Annotated in this window: 17 protein-coding genes; 12 read left to right on the forward strand and 5 right to left on the reverse strand. The window is 69.8% G+C overall.

Annotation, left to right across the window (positions count from 1 at the left end; translation table 11 throughout):
• Positions 1–34: 34 nt before the first annotated feature.
• Positions 35–769: a tyrosine-protein phosphatase gene (locus tag LV75_RS02805; protein ID WP_253885030.1), complete on the reverse strand. Its 735-nt coding sequence runs from the start codon at positions 767–769 to the stop codon at positions 35–37.
• A gap of 238 nt (positions 770–1,007) precedes the next feature.
• Between LV75_RS02805 and LV75_RS02810 the strand changes: the two genes are divergently transcribed.
• The 7 genes from LV75_RS02810 to LV75_RS02840 are packed head-to-tail and all read left to right on the forward strand — an operon-like array spanning position 1,008 to position 6,032.
• Entirely contained in the window at positions 1,008–1,775 is a 768-nt protein-coding gene (locus tag LV75_RS02810; protein WP_253885031.1) for an ABC transporter ATP-binding protein, read from the forward strand.
• Entirely contained in the window at positions 1,772–2,575 is an 804-nt protein-coding gene (locus tag LV75_RS02815; protein WP_253885032.1) for an ABC transporter permease, read from the forward strand. Before LV75_RS02810 ends, LV75_RS02815 begins: the two co-directional genes overlap by 4 nt.
• A complete protein-coding gene (locus LV75_RS02820; RefSeq protein WP_253885033.1) occupies positions 2,572–3,597 on the forward strand; it encodes an ABC transporter substrate-binding protein in 1,026 nt (341 codons plus the stop codon). The genes LV75_RS02815 and LV75_RS02820 overlap by 4 nt, the downstream gene beginning before the upstream one ends.
• 34 nt (positions 3,598–3,631) lie before the next feature.
• Positions 3,632–4,069 carry a hypothetical protein gene (locus LV75_RS02825; protein ID WP_253885034.1) on the forward strand — a complete coding sequence of 146 codons (438 nt, stop codon included), beginning with the start codon at positions 3,632–3,634 and terminating at the stop codon, positions 4,067–4,069.
• 9 nt (positions 4,070–4,078) lie between these two features.
• Positions 4,079–4,834 carry a class I SAM-dependent methyltransferase gene (locus LV75_RS02830; RefSeq protein WP_253885035.1) on the forward strand — a complete coding sequence of 252 codons (756 nt, stop codon included), beginning with the start codon at positions 4,079–4,081 and terminating at the stop codon, positions 4,832–4,834.
• Positions 4,834–5,271 carry a nucleoside 2-deoxyribosyltransferase gene (locus LV75_RS02835; protein WP_253885036.1) on the forward strand — a complete coding sequence of 146 codons (438 nt, stop codon included), beginning with the start codon at positions 4,834–4,836 and terminating at the stop codon, positions 5,269–5,271. The genes LV75_RS02830 and LV75_RS02835 overlap by 1 nt, the downstream gene beginning before the upstream one ends.
• Entirely contained in the window at positions 5,268–6,032 is a 765-nt protein-coding gene (locus tag LV75_RS02840; protein ID WP_253885037.1) for an HAD-IIA family hydrolase, read from the forward strand. Before LV75_RS02835 ends, LV75_RS02840 begins: the two co-directional genes overlap by 4 nt.
• A gap of 11 nt (positions 6,033–6,043) precedes the next feature.
• Here the strand turns inward: LV75_RS02840 and tenA are convergent, their stop codons facing one another.
• Both tenA and LV75_RS02850 read right to left on the reverse strand, forming a co-directional pair.
• Positions 6,044–6,718: a thiaminase II gene (gene tenA, locus LV75_RS02845; protein WP_253885038.1), complete on the reverse strand. Its 675-nt coding sequence runs from the start codon at positions 6,716–6,718 to the stop codon at positions 6,044–6,046.
• A gap of 997 nt (positions 6,719–7,715) precedes the next feature.
• Positions 7,716–9,023, reverse strand: coding sequence for an amidohydrolase family protein (locus LV75_RS02850; RefSeq protein ID WP_253885039.1), 1,308 nt, complete (start codon positions 9,021–9,023; stop codon positions 7,716–7,718).
• Positions 9,024–9,107: 84 nt separating this feature from the next.
• Between LV75_RS02850 and LV75_RS02855 the strand changes: the two genes are divergently transcribed.
• From LV75_RS02855 to LV75_RS02865, 3 genes are all read left to right on the forward strand, one after another.
• On the forward strand, positions 9,108–9,878 hold the full coding sequence (locus LV75_RS02855) for an SDR family NAD(P)-dependent oxidoreductase (protein ID WP_253885040.1): 771 nt from the start codon (positions 9,108–9,110) through the stop codon (positions 9,876–9,878).
• A 374-nt stretch (positions 9,879–10,252) separates the two neighbouring features.
• Positions 10,253–11,833, forward strand: a complete 1,581-nt coding sequence (locus tag LV75_RS02860) for an outer membrane protein assembly factor BamB family protein (RefSeq protein WP_253885041.1) — start codon at positions 10,253–10,255, stop codon at positions 11,831–11,833.
• Between the two features lie 61 nt (positions 11,834–11,894).
• Positions 11,895–14,891, forward strand: a complete 2,997-nt coding sequence (locus LV75_RS02865; protein ID WP_253885042.1) for an amidohydrolase family protein — start codon at positions 11,895–11,897, stop codon at positions 14,889–14,891.
• Here the strand turns inward: LV75_RS02865 and LV75_RS02870 are convergent, their stop codons facing one another.
• Complete coding sequence (locus LV75_RS02870) at positions 14,892–15,209, reverse strand: DUF6191 domain-containing protein (protein WP_253885043.1); 318 nt, start codon at positions 15,207–15,209, stop codon at positions 14,892–14,894.
• A gap of 145 nt (positions 15,210–15,354) precedes the next feature.
• On the opposite strand from LV75_RS02870, the gene LV75_RS02875 reads away from it, so the two are divergent.
• Positions 15,355–16,017 (forward strand): hypothetical protein, encoded by a 663-nt coding sequence (locus LV75_RS02875; RefSeq protein WP_253885044.1) that lies wholly within the window; start codon positions 15,355–15,357, stop codon positions 16,015–16,017.
• On the opposite strand, the gene LV75_RS02880 is transcribed toward LV75_RS02875, so the two are convergent.
• Entirely contained in the window at positions 16,014–17,240 is a 1,227-nt protein-coding gene (locus LV75_RS02880) for an ArsB/NhaD family transporter (RefSeq protein ID WP_253885045.1), read from the reverse strand. The two genes, LV75_RS02875 and LV75_RS02880, sit on opposite strands and share 4 nt — an antisense overlap.
• A 348-nt stretch (positions 17,241–17,588) precedes the next feature.
• Between LV75_RS02880 and LV75_RS02885 the strand changes: the two genes are divergently transcribed.
• A complete protein-coding gene (locus LV75_RS02885) occupies positions 17,589–18,359 on the forward strand; it encodes a hypothetical protein (protein ID WP_253885046.1) in 771 nt (256 codons plus the stop codon).
• The last annotated feature ends 144 nt before the right edge of the window (positions 18,360–18,503 follow it).

Consider the following 18,503-nt stretch of genomic DNA (forward strand, 5'->3'; position numbering starts at 1 on the left):
GGTGGACAAGCGCCGTTGGTCACAGCGGAGCGGGTCAGCGCAGCAGGGCGCTCCGCAGGCGGGCGACCGTGTCGTCAGTGATACCCAATGACCTGGCGTACTCCTCGATCGGTCCCAGGCCGGACAAGAAGGCCACCATGGTGCCGCGTTCGGACCGCAGCATTGACGGCGGAATGTAGGGCCAGGTCGCGGCAGTGTCATCGTGACCACTTGCCGCTACCGACGCCGCCCAGCGCGCGGAGGCCTCTTCACTTAGCGCGTAGTCATCGGCGACGTCCTCAACGGGCACACCAAGCAGGCGCAGGATCAATGCCGCGAGAATCCCTGTGCGGTCCTTCCCAGCGGCACAGTGAAACACCGCAGGTAGACCTTCCGGCTCCACCAACGCCTCCACCGAGGCACGCAAGTTGGCCGCGCCCTCGGCGGCGATCTCCGCGTAGTGCGTAGCTGCGTACCCCGGGTCGTCCAACGCATCCCGCGCCACAGTCGACCAGTCCGGTGTTTCCGCTACCAGCGGCACATGACGCCACCGGCCGGACCACCCCTGCGGGGGCCGCCAGGCCTTGTGCTCGACCTCCCGCTGCGTCCGCAGGTCCAGCACCGTGACAACGCCCAACTCGGCGAACGCCACCCGCCCCGTCTCGCTCAACCGGTGCAACCCGTCGGAGCGGAACAACACCCCGGTGGCGACCGCACGGCCGTCCACCGTCCGGTGCCCGCCCAGGTCGCGGAAGTTGAAGCACCCGTCCAACTCGAGAAATCGGCTCATGGTGCCAGCGTGGACGTTCCCGCCCGCCGCGTCGACCGAGTCCGCCGCCCGCGCACCGGGGCGGGGCGGGGGCAGGGCGTGGCAGAGCTCGTGATCGGCACACCCGCGGCCGCGGCGTCAAGGACCAACGCGGTGACCCGGGTGGGCACGATCACGCGGGCCGGACGCTGGTGGGTGGGCCGGACACCGCGTACGGTGACCGTGATGCCGGGTTCGCGGAGCTGAGGGGGCGCGGTTGGTGACGCCGGACGGGGCGGGGGTCGGCCTTGACGGGGTCGCGCACCGCTTCGGCGACGTGGATGTCTTGCGCGACATCGCGTTCACCGTCGAACCGCGGCGCAGCCTCGGTGTGATCGGGCCGAGCGGCTGCGGGAAGTCCACCCTGTTGACGTTCATCGCAGGCCTGGCCGAACCCGGTGGCGGCAGCGTCCGCGTCGGCGCCGAGACCGCGCCCGCGGGCAGGCTGGCCGCGTGCGCTTTGATGCCGCAGAAGGATTTGCTGCTGCCGTGGCGGCGCGCGATAGACAACGCCGCGCTGGCACTGGAGAACCGCGGTGTGCCGCGCAAACAGGCGCGCGCCCGGGTCGCGCCGCTGTTCGAGCGGTTCAACCTGGGTGGGTTCGAACAGCACTGGCCACACGAGTTGTCCGGCGGTATGCGGCAACGCGTGGCGTTCCTGCGCACCCTGGTGGCTGACAAGGACGTGCTGCTGCTCGACGAGCCGTTCGGCGGCTTGGACGCCATCACCCGCGCCGACATGCAGGACTGGCTGCGCGGTGTGCTCACCGTGGAGCCGCGCACGGCGGTCCTGGTCACCCACGACGTCGAAGAAGCCCTGTTGCTGTGCCACGAGGTCGTGGTGCTGACGCCGCGACCGGCGACCGTGGTGGCCAGGATCGAGGTGGACCTCCCCGTGCGCGTGTCGCGCGCGGAGACCATCGCCGACCCGGCGTTCACCGCGCTGCGCGCGCGGATCCTGTCCATCCTGGCGCAGGGCAGCGCGTGACCCGGGTGTCGACCACCCCGCGGCCCGCCACTCGCGCGCGGCCCGAGCAGCGCGGCGCGGTGGCCACGTGGGGACCGGCGACGGCGCTGGTCGTCGCGCTGATCGGCCTGTGGGAGTTGGTGACCGCGCTCGCCGACGTCCCCGCGTACCTGTTCCCCGCGCCGAGCGCCATCGTGCGCGCGGCCGTCGAGGACCGGGAGCTGCTCGTCGCCGCCACCCTCGTCACCACCACGGAGGTCGTGCTCGGCCTGCTGGTGGCCGTGGTCGTCGCGCTGCTGATCGCGGTGGCGCTGCACTTCTCGGCGATCCTGCGCACGACCGTGTTCCCGCTGCTCATCGCCTCGCAGACGGTGCCGATCGTGGTGCTGGCCCCGATCCTGGCGATCGTGTTCGGCTACGGCGTCGAGCCCAAGCTCGTGATCGTCGCGTTGATCTGCTTCTTCCCGATCGTCGTCAACACCCTCGACGGGCTGCGCTCGGTCGACCCCGACCTGCCCCGGCTGATGCGGACCCTCTCAGCCACCCGCTGGGCGATCTTCAGCAAGGTCGAGTTCCCCTCCGCGCTACCGCGGCTGTTCTCCGGCCTGCGCGTCGCGGTCACCTACGCCCCGATCGGCGCGGTGTTCGGCGAGTGGTCCGGCTCGACTGACGGACTCGGTTTCGTGATGCTGCAGGCCACCCCGCAGCTGCGCACCGCGTTGGTGTTCGCCGCGATCGCGGTGCTCACCGTCGAGTCCGTCGCCCTCTTCCTGCTCGTGCGGCTGGTGGAGAACGTCACCCTCAGATGGAACCGGAGGTGAGCGCCTTGATCGGCGCTTCTCGACAGGTGGTCCGACGCGCGGCCGCGGCGGTGTTCGCCGTCTCGCTGCTCGCGGCGGGGTGTGGGGAAGGGGACAGCGCCCAGCCCGGCGGCAACGCCGAGGTGCGGGTGCTGATGGACTGGTTCCCCAACCCCGACCACGTCGGCCTCTACACCGCCCAGGACAAGGGGTTCTTCACCGCGGCGAACCTCAACGTGACGCTGACCCCGCCGTCCAACCCGGCCGACCCGCTCAAGCTCGTCGCCGCCAAGCAGGTCGAACTCGGGATCTCCTACGAGCCCGACGTGCTGATGGCCGCCGAGCAGGACTTGCCGCTGGTCGCCGTCGCCGCGCTGGTCCCGGTCGCGCTGAACTCGTTGATGGCCGTGGGGACCTCGCCGGTGAAGTCACCCGGGGACCTGGCGGGCAAGACCGTCGGCACCGCCGGGTTGCCCTCCGATGACGTGTACCTCAAGCAGATCGCCGCCAAGCACGGGGTGGACCTCAACTCGGTCAAGAAGGTCAACGTCAGCTCAAACCTGGTGGCGGCCATGCTGTCCGGGCAGGTCGACGCCACCATCGGTGCCTACCGCAACATCGAGGGCGTGCAGTTGGCGCAGGAGGGCAAGCAGCCCTTCATCGTGCCGGTGACCGACGCCGGGGTGCCGGAGTACAACGAGCTCGTGCTGGTGGCCAACCGCGACCGGTTGCGCGACGACGCCGGGTACCGCGACGCGGTGAAGCGGTTCGTCGCCGCCCTCGGCAAGGGCGTCGCCGCCGCGCAGGGGGAGCCCAGCTTCGCCACCACGTCGATCAGCAAGGTCGCGACCGGCTACGACGCGGCGGTCATCGAGAAGATGGTGGCCGCGACGCTCCCGCTGCTGCGCAACCCGCGCGGGTTCGGTCGGATGGACCCGGCGAAGTGGCAGTCGTTCGCCGATTGGCTGCACACCGAGGGCATGGTCAAACGGCCCATCGACGCCGGACCGCTGGTGACCAACGACTACGTGCCTGCCGAGTAGGACTTCGACGGTCCGGGGGAACGCGTTCCGCGGGATGAGCAGCGACGTGTTCTCGTTCACCTTCCCGCAGGAGGTGATGCCGCGGGAGCTGGGGTTGCGGGTGGGGGAGTACGTCCACTCGGTGGGGTCGCTGCACATCTACGACCCGGACACCGAGCGGGTCGACGCGGTGCTGGCCGACCCGGCCGGGCGCGCGGCCCCTGAGTGGTCGTTCCCGAGCATGCCCGAGGGCGACAACTGGCCGCACATCAGGGAAGTGCTGCGGATCGAGGAGGCGCTGCGCACCGGCGGCCACCTCGGGTCCACTGTGGATCTACCGGAGTACTGGGCGGACGTGGCGCGGCTGCTCGAGCTGCACCGGCGGGTCCGCGCGAACGAGGTGGTGGACGGGGACCTGCTGTCCTCGCTGCCGCCGCTGTACCGACACCTGGTCACGCACTGGCAGCCGCGGGTCGCGGCGCCGACGAGCTAAGGGGACGGTTTGGGCACCGACTGGAGGCAGGACACCGGGGTCGCCGACGGGTTCGACGCCTACGACGACCTGCCGGAGCGGGTACTGGGCTACCCCGAGGTCTTCCGCGGGCTGCGGCTCGACGACCCCGACGTGCGCACCGTGCTCGACTACGGCTGCGGTCCGGGCAAGGTCGCGCTGCGGGCCGCGGGCGGGTTCGACGTGGACGTGGTCGCGGTCGACATCTCCGAGCGGATGCTGCGCATCGCCAAGGACAGCAGACCGCACCCCAGGGTGGACTACCACCACGTCGAGTCCGGCAAGCTCGGGTTCCTGCCCGACGGGGCCGTGGACGCGGCCATGTCGTGCTACGTGTTCATCAACATCGGCGACCTCGACGCGATCCGGGCCATCGCCGCCGAGGTGCACCGGGTCCTGCGCCCCGGCGGCCGCTACGCCGTGCTGGACACCAACCCCGACACCACCGGCGTCGAGTTCGCCACCTTCCGCAGTGGCGACCCGGGCGCGTCGTACACCACGGGCCAGCGGCGGCGGGTCCTGCTGAACCAGCCCGGCGGCGGGGTGCTGGAGTTGTCGGACCACCACTGGCCCCGTTCGACTTACGGCGACGTGCTGATCGGGGCGGGTTTCGCCGCGGTCGAGTACGCGACCCCGCTGCTCGACCCCCGCGAGCACGGGGCCCTGGTCGGCGGCACGTTGCTCGGTGTTGAGCGGCCCGCGGAGGCTGTAGCCGCTCCGTTCCTCATCGCGACAGGGGTGAAGTGATGGCGGTCGTGTTCCTGGGTGGCCCGTTCAAGGCACTGGTCGACGCGGACGGGGTGATGCGCCCCGACGAGCGCGCCCGGTTGGAGTCGATCATCGCTGGGCTGGAATCAGCTGGTCACACGGTTTACAACGCCCACCGGCGCGAAGGGTGGGGCGCGAAGTTCCTGACCCCGGCGGAGTGCACCCGGCTGGACCTGGACGAGATCACCGCCAGCGACGTGTTCGTGGCGTTCCCCGGTTCTCCCGCCTCGCCAGGCACCCACATCGAGATCGGCTGGGCTTCCGCGCTCGGTAAGCCTGTCGTGCTGCTCTTGGAGGAAGGGGTGGAGTACGCGTTCCTTGTGCGCGGGCTGCACACGGTCACCAATGTGACCTACCTGACCTTGGCCCCCGGCGAAGACCCCACTGAGCGGGTTGTCGCCGTTGTATCCACATGAGCCTCGCGGACATATTCGACGGCTACATCGTTGATCTCGACGGTGTGGTCCACCTCGGCTGGGAACCTCTGCCTGGCGCTGTCGACACCCTCCGGGAACTCAGCAGGCGGGGTAAGAGGGTGGTGTACCTGACCAACGAGCCTCGGTACGCGCGAACCTCCATCACGTCTCGGCTGCGGGGGTTCGGGCTGGACGTGGCCGCCGATTCCGTGGTGACCTCTGGCTGGGCGGCCGCAATACGCGTCGCCGAGGGCGGGGCTTCGGTGTACGTGATCGGATCGGCCGAGCTACGGGCTGAGGTGACCCGCGCGGGCGGGGTAGTCCTATCTGCTGCCGATGCCTCTACCGCCGACCGCATCCTCGTCGCAGGCCATAGCGACTTTTCCTACGCCGAACTACGCGCCGCTTGCCGAGCCGGTGCTGCGGGCGCTGAGCTGTTCGCCGCCAACCGGGACGCGACCTTCCCCATGCCAGACGGCCCTTGGCCCGCCACCGGCGCGATCCTGGCTGCGGTGGAGACGGCTCTGGGCCAGAGCGCCACCGCGGTGGGCAAGCCCGAACCCGCCATCTTCCGACTGGCCCAATCGCGGCTCGGCCCACTGACGACAGTGGTCATCGGCGACCGCCCGGACACCGACATCCTGGGCGGTCGCAGAGCGGGCTTGCCCACCATCCTGGTCGGCTCCGCCCCGGTGACCGCCGAGACCCGCCCGGACCACATCATCGCCGACCTCCCCGGCCTGCTCGCCAGGTCGCTGTGACTAGTGGCTAGCTAGACCGGCCACTGCTCCAGGCGCCAAGCGGCGTCCCAGAAGAGGTACTCGTGGCGGCCTGCGGTGTGGTTGTGCTTGCGGATCAAGGCGTGCTCGGCGGGGGAGGACTCTTCAGCCAGGCGGGCGGTGGCGGCCAAGACCTGGTCTGTGACGGATTGGAAGGCAGGGTCGGCGTAGGCGTCGATCCAGCGGGCATAGAGGGGGTCCGGGGAGCCTGCGGAGCGGAGGTGGGCGCCTACGCGGGCATAGAGCCAGTAGCAGGGGAGGACAGCGCCCACTGCTTCGGCGTAAGAGCCGCGGTACGCCGAGGCGAGTAGGTAGCTGGTGTAGGCGACTGTGGTGGGAGTGATGGGTTCGGCTGCTGCGGCGGTGGCGGATGTGCCGAGTTCAGCTAAGAGGGATGCGTGGAGTTCTTGCTCAGCTGCGACGGCGTTGGCGCTGTGGGCGGCGAACATGGTGACATCTGCGTCGTGGTGGGCTTTGGTGGCGCAGAGGGCCAGGACGCGGGCGTAGTCGCGGAGGTAGTGCGCGTCTTGGGTGATGAAGTGGCGGAAGGCGGCGCGGGGGAGGGTTCCGTCGGATAGGCCGGTGATGAAGGGGTGGGCAAGAACGGCGGCGTGGATGTGCTCGATGTCAGACCAGAGTGTGGATAGGAATTGGTTCCCATTGATCATGGGGACAGGTTAGTGGGTTGTGGTGGTTGGTTGTCCACAACGTCTGCTGGTGCCCACAACGTCTTCTGGTGTCCACAGGGGGGTGGTTGGTGCTGCCGGTTTGTCGGGCTTCCTCGGTAGGCTGTGTATTGGGGGCTCTTGTGGCGGATGATCTTGTGGGCGTGGTTGTGGTTGTCCACAATGGTTCTGGTTGTCCACAGGCTCCGGTTGCTGGGCTCGGTTTGTCGGTGCTGCGCGGTAAGCTGTGTATTTGGGGGCTTTCGATCAGGTTGATCTTGGCGTAGGCCGTGGTTGGGGGTGCGGGGCAAGGGATTCGGGCCTCCGCCTTCGGCTCCGGGGGACGCCTCGTTGCCTGGCGGCAACATCGGGCCCGATCCGCGACAATGCGACGAGCTCGATGGGGCGAACTTGTTTTGCGCGGGGCCCCTACAACACCCGACGCAGAACCGCAAAGCAGGGGCCCAAAAGCAGGCCCTGCCGCGCGGAAACGCTACGGGTGTTGTCCCCCCACGCAAAACAAGTTCGCCCCATCGAGCATTTGGCACCAGCGACTCCGACTGTCCAGGTGCTGGGTAGGTGGGCTGACGAGGGCGGGCTGGGATGGCACCGCCGGGTCCGAGTGTCCAAGGGCTGAGTAGGTGGGCTGAGGCGGACCTGACGGGGGCTGGGTTGGCACCGCCGGGTCCGAGTGTCCAGGCGCTGAGTAGGTGGGCTGAGGCGGACCTGGTGGGGGCTGGGTTTGCACCGCTGGGGCCGACTGCTGAGCAGGTGGGTTGGGGCGGACCTGATGAGGGGCGGGTTGGCACCGCTGGGTTCGAGTGTCCAGGGGCTGGGTTGGCAGGGCTGACTCGGCGGGGCTGGGATGGCACCGACTGTTCTGGGTGTCCAAGGGCTGGGTTGGCTGCCTTAGCTTCAGAGTGTCCGGTGGTCGGCTAGGTGGATTGGGCGGACCTGGCGGGGGGCTGGGGCGGGGGCGACGGTTGGGGAGGGGTGGTGGTTAGCGGATGCGTTCAAGGACGCGGAGGAATGACTCGTTTGCCTTGGCCAGGACCTCGTCCTCGTCGATGGTGGTGAATACGCCGTCGTTGAGGAGGAGGGTGCCGTTGACGATTGTGTGGGTGATGTTGGGGCCGCCTGCGGCGAATACCAGGTGGGAGTACAGGTGGTCGGCGTTGCCGGGCTCTAGTGGGGTGAATGCTTGGTGGTGTAGGTCGACCAGTACTACGTCGGCTTTGCGGCCTACCTCAAGAGAGCCGGTGTCGTGGCCGAGTGCTAGAGCGCCGGAGCGGGTGGCCATGGACAGCATGTGTGGTGCCTGGAACAGGCTGGCGTCGACTCGGTTGGCTCGGTGGATCAGGGAGCCGAACTTCATCACCTCGAACAGGTCGCGGCTGTTGTTGCACTCCGCAGCGTCGTGGCCGAGGCCAACTGTGAGGCCGGCGGCCAGCATTTCTGGTATGCGGGCGATTCCGTTGCCCAGCTTGGCGTTCGATGTCGGGTTGTGTGAGATCTTCGTGTCGGTCTCCCGCATCAGTGCGATCTCGGTGTCCGACAGCCACACGCAGTGCGCGGCGATGCAATCCGGGCCCAGGATGCCGGTGTCGTAGGCCAACTCCGTCGGTCGCCTGCCGTAGCGGGCTCGCACGGTTTCGACCTCGCCCAGGGACTCGTTCAGGTGGATGTGGATGCCGGTGTTCAGGTCGTCGGCCAGGCCGCGCGCGTTGACGAGGAGTTCTGGCGATGCCAGGGGCAACCACTCGATGCCGACATAGACCTCGATCCGACCGTTGGCCTTGCCGTGCCATTGTTGGTAGGCGGTTTCGTTGTCCGCCAATGTGTCCAGGTTGTGTTCGGCATCCGCGACGTCGTTGGACAGGACGGCGCGGATGCCGATCTCTTGGGCTGCCCGTCCTAATGAGTCCAGTTGCCGGTACATGTCGTTGACGGTCGTGACTCCGCAGCGAAGGGATTCACTGTAACTCGCCAAAGCCGCCCAGTACGCCGCTTCCGGGTCCAACGCCCGGATGATCGGGTACCAACAGGTCTCCAGGTACTCCAAGAGGGGGAGATGATCGCTGTACCCCTTGCCGAGCGCTGTGTGGTAGTGCAGGTCGATCAATCCCGGTAGCACTGCCTTGCCTTCGGCGTCGATGATCCTGCCTTCGGTGGGTACGTCTTCCGCGCCCGCCGGGTGTATCCCGGTGATCCGATCGCCCTCGATGACGACGGTGCCGCCGTGCAGGACGTCCCCCGCGTCGTTCATGGTGACCACGATGCCGTTGCTGATGACCAGTGGATCGGACAAGACGTGCCTCCCCGGTGCGATACTGGCTCGTTGCTACCGACAAGTACTACCGCCTAGAGCGACCGCCACGGGAGTCCGCGAACCATGTCCGAGTACCTAGACCACCTGTTCGGCCTCACCGGCCGCCGCGCCGTCGTCACCGGCGGCAACTCCGGCATCGGCAAGGGGATGGCGGTGGCCCTGAGCCGGGCGGGCGCCGAGGTGCTGGTGGTCGGCAGGCGCGTCGACACCCTGGCGGGGACCGCCGCTGAGCTGCGCGAGCACGCCCCGGCCGACTGGATCAGCGCCGACCTGGCCGACCGCGCCGAGGTCCACCGGGTCGCCGACGAGGTCCTCGCGCGGCACGGCGCCCCGGACATCCTGGTCAACGCCGCCGCGATCAACCTGCGGCCGCCGCTGGGGGAGTTGACCGAGGCCGACTGGGACCTGACCCTGCGCGCCAACCTCGACGCCCCGTTCCTGCTCGGGCAGCGGTTCGGCCCGCTCATGGCCGCCGCGGGCTGGGGCCGGATCATCAACGTCACCTCCCAGCAGGCGGTCCGCGCGTTCGGCAACAGCGGCGCCTACGGTGCGGCCAAGGCGGGCCTGGCCGGGCTGACCCGCTCCCAGGCCGAGGCCTGGTCCGCCCACGGCGTGTGCGTCAACTCGGTCGCGCCGGGGTTCGTCCGGACCCCGCTGACCGAGGGCCTGTACTCCACCCCGGAGCGGATCGCCGCCCTGGCCGCGCGCACCATGGTCGGCCGCAACGGCGAGGTCACCGACTTCGCGGGCGCCGCGGTCTTCCTCTCCTCGGCCGCCGCGGTCTACGTGACCGGTCAGATGATCTTCGTGGACGGTGGCTTCTCCGCCACCTGAGTCCGCCCGGCCCGGGGACCCGGTGTCGGAACGCGGTGCCGAGTGCCCCGGGTCAACCCCCGTTCGGCTCCACTTGTTGACTAAAAACCGCGTTCCGGCAACGGGTTCGACGCGCCCCGGAACCAGTTGTCCGTGCTTGTTCTTCCCAGTTGGCCGCGCGGGCGGCCGCGGCGCCCGCCCGCTCGCCTCGGTCGCCGGAGCGGATTCGCCAGTTGGTCACCAAGATGGCCGTCACTCGGTCAGTCGATAACGTTCGACCATCCTCCCGGCGTGATTGGTCGGCCGCGCCGACCCGGTTCGAGACTGGGCCGACGAGTGACCGGATCCGCCGCTGGCGCAGTCCTCCGGTGGCGCACGACCCATGAGGAGTGCCTGTGTCGCAGAGAACACGCCGCGTGCTGGCGTTGTCCGCCATCGCCGTGCTGCTGGTCGGCGGCCAGACCGCCGCCTCCGGTGACCCGGCGGGTGGTGGGCACCGGCCCGGTGATTGGTCGAGCTGGACGGGGGACAAGGGTGGGTCCCGTTTCGCCGCCGATGAGCGTCGGATCACCCCGCGTACCGCGGGCAAGCTGAGCCTGAAGTGGGCCTTCGCTTACCCCAAGAACGGGTTTCCGGCTAAGAGTCAGCCTGCTGTCGTCGGTGATGGCATCTACTTCGGCAGCCCTGACGGCAAGTTCCATGCTCTAGACGCGCGTACTGGTGCTGCGCGTTGGTCCTTCGACCTAAGTACCGTCGCACCGCGCGCGGTGGTCATCGATGGTCCAGCGGTAGCGAAGGGCAAGGTCTACTTCGGCGACACCAACGGATACGTCTATGCGCTAGAGCAGCGAACCGGCAAGTTGGTGTGGGCCAAGGACACTGAGCCACACGCTGCGGGCCAGCACACAAGTTCGCCCATCTACCACGACGGCCGCATCTACATCGGTGCCTCTAGTGGTGAGAACGTCAGCCCAGACCGCAACTACCCGTGTTGCACCTTCCGCGGCCACATCGACGCACTCGACGCCAACACAGGTGACCTTGCCTGGCGCTACTTCACCGTGCCCGAGCCCAAGGCCGTCGGCACCTGGCCCAGCGGTGCGACCCGGTATGAACCGGCAGGCGCGGGCGTGTGGAGCAGCCCGATCGTCGACGAGAGCACCGGCACCCTCTATGTCGGCACCGGCAACCTCTACTCGGGCACCACCGGCGACTTCGACACGCTTCTGGCACTCAATGCCCGTTCCGGCGCGGTCAAGTGGAAGCAACAGGTCACCAAGGCCGACACCTGGCGTCTGCTGTGCGGGTTCCCCGACAACGAGGGCTATTGCCCCGGGCAGAAGGATGGCACCGCGCTCGACTACGACCTCGGCGCCATCCCCACCCTGTTCCACGTCCGCGGTCGCACCTACGTAGGCATCGGACAGAAGAGCGGCGTCTTCCACGCCTTCGACGCCCGCACCGGTAACCCCACCTGGCGACGCCAACTGTCCGTCCCCATGCCCGGTGGCGGACTATCCGGAATCCAGTGGGGCACCAGCTTCGACGGCCGCAACATCTACGTCGCGACCAACTGGGGCAACCCGGGCACCCTGTTCGCGCTGAACCCCACCAACGGCGATGTCGTATGGCAGACCGAAAGCCCCGCCGACGGTTGCACGACAGGTGGCGCTGCCCAGCACCCCACGGTCTGCAAGCGTGCCCATACCCCAGCCGTCACATCCAGCCCTGGGCTTGTCTACGAAGGCAGCGTCGACGGCAAGATGCGGGTCTACGACGCTAAAGACGGCAAGGTTCTCTGGACGTTCGACACGATCCGAGACTTCCAAGGCGTGAACGGCCTAACGGGCAGCGGTAGCGCCATCTCCGGCAACGGCGGCGCAGTCGTCGCCAACGGCATGCTCTACATCCAGTCCGGGTACTGGCCCAGCTACCCGTCCGACCACGGCAACGTCCTGCTCGCATTCGGCCTCTGACCAGTCGCTCCGGCGCCGGGGCCGTGCGGGCCCCGGCAGCCGGGGCGCGCCCTGGAGCGACATGACCCCCGCGACCTCCCGCAGAGCCGGTGGCGCGGCGATGGCGTTCGCCCTCGCTGTACTTCCGACCGCACTACCGACCTCGACAGCCCAGGCAAGCCAACCGGCGCCGACGCCCGCAACGGAGACAGTTGACGTCACCGTCACCGAGGGCACCAACCTCGCTGTGGCGACCTCGCCGCGCGACGGCAGCATCCTCTTCGACCTACAAGGTCAGCTGTTTACCCTGCCGCGAGAAGGCGGCACCGCCACCGCGATCGGTGACATCACACTCGACCCGTACTGGCCGTCGTTCTCCCCGGACGGCAAACAGATCGCCGTCCAGTCCTTCGCCGACGGCATGTTCCACATCCGCGTGCTCACCCAAGACGGCCGGTCTTCCCGGGCGCTGACCCGCGGTGACCACGACGACACCTACCCCGCCTGGTCCCCGGACGGCACCCGCGTCACCTTCACCTCCGACCGCGCGGGCGGCGAGGACATCTGGACCGTGGACACCCGCGGCGGCGAACCCCGGCGCGTCACCACGGCCACCACCGCCGAGACCCAGCCGACCTGGGCGCCCGACGGCCGCAGCATCGCCTACGTGCAGGGCAACACCATCGAGAGCGTCGACCTCGCGACCGGCGCCGTCACGACCCTCGTCCCCGCCACGCAGGGACAGGTCGCCGCGCCCTCCTGGTCGCCGGACGGCAGGTCGCTGTCCTTCCTGCGCGCGGGCCCGGGCGGTCGGACGCTGCAGGTGTGGCAGGCGGGCGTGGTGCGGCAGGTCGGAGCGCACACCGACGTGTTCCCCTTCCCCGCCCGCTGGTCCTCCCCGACCGAGCTCGTCTATGGCGCCAACGGCGCGATCGTCGCCACGGTGGCCGCCTCCGGCGAGAGCAAGACCGTCCCGTTCCGCGCGACCTTCCGCCTCCACCGCGACCGCTACAAACCGAAAGCCCGCGACTTCGACGACACCGAGCCACGCCCCGTCCAAGGCATCGTTGGCCCTGCCTTGTCCCCGGACGGCCGCACGGTCGCCTTCAAGGCGTTGAACGACCTGTGGCTCTCCCCGCTCGGCGGAACCCCGCGCAAGCTCACCGACGACGACGCCTACGAGATCGACCCGGCGTGGTCGCGTGACGGCACCAAACTCGCCTACGCCTCCGACAAGGCGGGCACCGAAGACCTCTACGTGCGCGACATCGCGTCCGGGCAGGAACGGCGGATCACCGCGATCGACGGCGCTGAATTCGCCCCCGCGTGGTCGCCCGACGGCAAGACGCTGGCGTTCCAGGACCACGCCAACCAGACGCTGACCGTGGACGTGGCGACCGGCGCGGTGACCACGGTGCTGCCCGGGGCGTTCAGCGTGCCGGGGAAGCCGAGCTGGTCGGCCGACGGCAAGGTCCTCGCCTTGGCGGTGAACGCCGCGGAGCGCAACCAGATCCAGCTGGTGACCCTCGCGACCGGCGCCAGCAAGATCGTTGACCCCGGGGGCTCGGTCTCCACCCGGGGTGACGACGGGCCGGTGTTCTCCCCGGACGGGCGCTGGCTGGCCTACTCCAGGGACAGCGTGCTGTGGGTCCTGCCGGTCGACCCGGACGGCACCCCGACCGGCCGCCCGAAGCGGATCACCACCGAGGCCAGCGACGCCCCCAGCTGGTCGGGCGACTCCCGCACCGTGCTGCACCTGCACAACGGGACACTGAGGACGGCCACAGTGGACGGTGTGGTGAAGGACGTCCCGCTGCGGCTGACCTACACCCAGCAACGCCCGGACACCCGGATCATCATCCACGCGGGCAGGCTCTGGGACGGCCGCGACGCGCAACCGAAGACCAACGTCGACATCACCGTTGTCGGCAACCGCATCCGGCGGATCGAGCCGCACCGACCCGACCGGCCCCGCGACGGCGCCCGGTTCATCGACGCGAGCAAGCTGACCGTCACCCCCGGCCTGGTGGACGTGCACAACCACCAGCAGATGCGCTCCAAGACCTTCGGCGACCGCCAAGGACGGCTGCTGCTGTCCTACGGGATCACCGCCACCCGCTCGACCGGTGACGCGGTGTACCGGGCCGTGGAGGACCGCGAGTCGCTGGCCGCGGGCACCCGCGTCGGACCCCGGTACTTCATGACCGGGGAGATGCTGGAGGGCACCCGGGTCAACTGGGAGTTCTCCCGCCCGGTGCGCGACGAGCGGCAACTGGGCCTGGAACTGAGCCGGATCAAGGAACTCGACTACGACCTGGTCAAGACCTACGAGCGCTTCCGCGTCGACTGGCAGGCGAAGGTCACCGGGTACGCCCACCGGCTGGGCGTCGGGACCACGTCGCACTACCTGTACCCGGCCGTCGCCAACGGCGTCGACTCGAAGGAACACCTGTACGGCCCGTCGAAGTGGGGGTTCGGGTTCGCCCGCGAGTCCTCGCTCGGCGGTCCCTACGAGGACGTCCTGCAGCTCGCGGCGCGCGGCGGGATGCCGTTCAGCTCAACGCTGTTCAGCGCGGGCACGCTGCTCGCCGACGACCCGGCGATGGTCACCGACCCCCGCGTGCGGGCCCTGTTCACCACGCAGGACAAGCAGGCGCTCAACGCGAAACTGCTGTGCGCGCAGGGGTTGGGGCCGTGCGGGTTCCTCGACGGGACACCGGCGCAGGCCCGCCGCGACGTCGAGCTGATCAAGCGGCTGCTGGCGGCAGGCGCGGTCGTCGTCGCCGGGACCGACGCCCCGCTCGACACCACCGCGCTCAGCCTGCACCTGAACCTGCGGTCGATGGTGAAGTACGGCGTCACCCCGTTCCAGGCACTGCGGTCCGCGACGCTGGACCCCGCCAAGCAGCTCGGCGTCGGGGCGGACCTCGGGACCGTCGAACCGGGCAAGCTCGCCGACCTGCTCATCGTCGGTGGCGACCCGACCACCGACGTGGCCGCGCTCGCCGACGTGCGCTGGGTGCTCAAGAACGGGGTCCCGCACACGGTGCCCGAGCTGATCACGCCGTTCCAGCGGTGATCACGGCTGGGGCGGGGGCGGGGGCGTGCGCTCCCGCCCCAGCGCGCCGCGGTCGATGGTGATGCCGCCGCTGAGGTCCCACGGGCGGCCGCCCTGGGCGTCCTCGTCGCGCATCATCGACATGCTGTCGCGGTGGTCGAGCTCCATCCGCTTGGTGCCGTAGAAGATCGCGGTGAACTCGTTGACGTACGTCGCGGTCACCGGCGCCCCGTCACCGCCGCGGTTCTTGCGGCGGCGCAACTCGTACACGCCGAACGCGACCATGCCGGCGGTCGCCGCGGGGATGCTCAGCGACAGGACCAGCTCGACCGTGTTCACGCCACCTCCAACGCCCGCCCCGCCCCCGGGGTTCCACTTGCCGGTATCGGACAGAACCGTGACAGTGCCGCGCGCGACCTTCCAGCGCCCACGCGCCCGTTGCTACGCTGGCCGCCACTCCAAGCCTAACTCCGGGGCGTTCACCATGACGCTGTACTCCGAGTTGTCCGACGCCATCGAGCGCGACGCGGGCGAGCAGGTGCTCAGCTGGGCGCGCGCCGCGCTCAACCGCGTGGTCACCGAACCCGCGGCGGTCACGGCCGTGCTGCACCCGCTGGGTTTCCTGTGCCTGCCGGTGCACCGCGACGGCGCCGAGGGGGTGTGCGTGCACCTGTGGGAGCCCGGCCGTGGTGTCGCGCCGCCGACCACCTCGCCGACGCACTGCCACAGCTGGGACCTGGTGAGCTGGGTGCTGGTCGGCAAGCTGCGCAACCAGACCATCCGCGTCGCCGACGCCGCCACCCCCACGCACCGGGTGTTCGAGGTCCTCAGCGACACCGACGGCGACACCATCGAGGCCACCGCCCGCTACGTCCGCGCCCACGTCACCGCCACCAGCACCCACCGCGCGGGGGAGAGCTACCGCCTACCGGCCGGTGTGTTCCACGAGACCGTCATCCCCGGCGGCCAGGACCTGGTCGCCACCGTGGCCCTGGGCCGCAGCGCCACCGACGTCGTGGACCTGTCCCTGGGCGGCCTGCGCACCACCAGCCACCGCGTCCGGCGCCACCCGTGCACCCGCGCGGAGACCGTCGACGCGGCCGTCGCCGTCCTGGCCGCCATCGCCGACGGCCGCGTCCCCGGCTAGCTGACGAGCAGCAGGGTCGCGACGGTCGCGGTCAAGGCGGTGACCGCCAGGCCTGCGCTGGTCCACACGAACCGGCGCACCGGGACCCGCACACCCGCGGACACGCAGCGCTCGTACCAGAGCAGGGTCGCCAGGGAGGCCCACGGCGTCACGATCGGGCCGACGTTCGTGCCGACCAGCAGTGCCAGCAGCTGGTTGTGGTTGCCAAGGGGCACAACGGATTCGCCCGCGACGTAGGCGGGCAGGTTGTTCACCAGGTTCGACAGCAGCGCGCCCGTGCCCGCCGCCCGGGCGGCCCCCGCGGCGTCGTCCGCATCACCCATCATGGCGTGCACCAGGTCGGCCAGCCCGTGCCGGTTCACCGTCTCCACCACCAGGAACAGGCCGATCACGAACACCAGCAGCCGCCACGGCAACAGAGCGGGCCGCAGCGCCGAGCGCCGCCGCACCGCGAACGCGACGACCAGGATCCCCGCCGCCACCGAGGACGCGATCCCGATCGGCACCCCGGCGAGGATGCCCACCACGAACAGCAGGCACGCCGCCGCCGCGACCCGGAACAGCACCGCGTCGCGCGGCTCGTGCCGGGGCGGGATGGCGTACCCGGTCGTCGCCTCACCCGCTCGGCGCCAGTAGCACACCCACAGGAACACCCCGGTCACCACGATCGCGGCCAGTTGCGGCGCCCACATCCGGGCGGCGAACTGCGCGGGCGCCAACGCGACCCGGTCGGCGGCCAGCAGGTTCGTCAGGTTCGACACCGGCAGCAGCAGGCTCGCCGTGTTCGCCAGCCACACCGTGGTCATCGCCAGCGGCAGCGCCTCGACCCGCAGCTTCGCCGCCAGCGCCAGCAGCACCGGGGTCAGCAACACCGCCGTGGTGTCCAGGTTGAGCCCCATCGTGGTCACCGCGGCCAGCGCCAGGCACAGCAGGAACAGCACGGCGTAGCGGCCGCGGCCCAGGATCGACAGCCGGGTCGCCACCACGTCGAACACCTCGGCGGTGGCGGTCAGCTCGGCCAGGATGATCACCGAGCCGAGGAACAGCAGCAGCGGCACCAGCCGCGAGACGGTCGCACCGGCGTCGTGCGCGGGCAGCAACCCCACCAGGACGCACACCCCGCCCACGAGCAGCAGGCCGAGCGCGACCCAGTCCAGCACGTGCAGTTTCGGCAACCGACGGGTGGTCGTGCCATCCAGCGGCTCGTCTGGCATGCGCGTCATGCTGCCACACCACACCGCGCGTCCCCGGAATGGGCGAGTGGCTCGACCCAGGGCGTTGGCCGTGTATCGGCGGGTCCACGGCGTGGCTGGCAAGGCGCCGAAACGTCCTCGTACTGGGCGTACTTGGGCGTTTCGGCAACGCCGCCAGGCGCGTCGTGGGCGGGTCGAGACACGGTCGACGTCCTGGGTCGGGCCACTGTGTCCCTCGAACGTCGCAAACTAGAGGGAAAACCGGCGAATTCGACTTATCCGGAACGGCTGTCGCGCATCCGAACCTGGGTCTAACCTGACCCCCGCAAGCCTGCCCCCGCGGGTACCGGGCGATTCCCGATCCGAGGAGTTCCGCCGATGGAGACGGTCGACATCGTGGCGGTCCTGCCACGGCACCTCGACGACACCGCGCTGGCGCTGAGCGACCGGCTCACCGAGCGGATGCGGGCGGGTGGCAGCCCGTCCTGGTTCCGCCTCGGTGACCCGTTCGACCAGGCAGGCCCGTGCGCGCCGCACGTGTCGCTGTTCATGCTCGCGGTCGAGCGGGCCGAGGTCGACGCGGTCGTGGCCGCCACCCGCGACCTGGCCGCCCGGCTGCCCGCCCTGACCGCCGAGGGCGAGTACTACCGGCACAACCCGGTCGGCGCCCCGGAGGTGTACTTCCGCAAGACGGCCGAGTGGATCTCGCTGCAGCGCGCGGTCGTCGACGCCGTCGAACCCTTGCGGCGCGGCCGGTTGCGCGACACCGACCCCGCGGGCGAGAGCGTCGCCGGGCTCATCGGTGACCCCCGGCAGGACCCGGCCCGGCGCGCCCAACTGACCCGGTTCGGCTTCGACGAGATCACCGAGCAGTGGGACGGCGGCGCGACCGACCGGTTCAACCCGCACGTCACCCTCGCCTGGCCGGTCGACCCCGGGTTCCGCATCGACCTCTCCGACCTGCCACCCGCCGCCGAGTTCAGCGGTGTCCTGCCCGGCCTCGCCGTTTACGGGATGAGCCGCTACGGCACCTGCACCACCTTTTTCGGGGCCGCACCTTTTTCGGGGACCCCGATCGGGGGATCCGATAGCGGAAATGCGACCGGTAGGCTCAACAGCCATTCCTCGCGCCAGACACGCGGAGAATAGCCAGACAGGGCGGCCCCTCTTCGCCCGCTGCTCAGCGGACTGCTGTGTCCGTCGCGCCGGTCGTGTCCGACGCGTCCGACACGACCGACGTGTCCGCTGGACAGTGCACTCCTGACAGTGCCCGCGCGGCGCGGGTCGGATGAT

Source organism: Actinokineospora diospyrosa, from assembly GCF_024171925.1.
Classification (GTDB): Bacteria; Actinomycetota; Actinomycetes; order Mycobacteriales; family Pseudonocardiaceae; genus Actinokineospora; species Actinokineospora diospyrosa.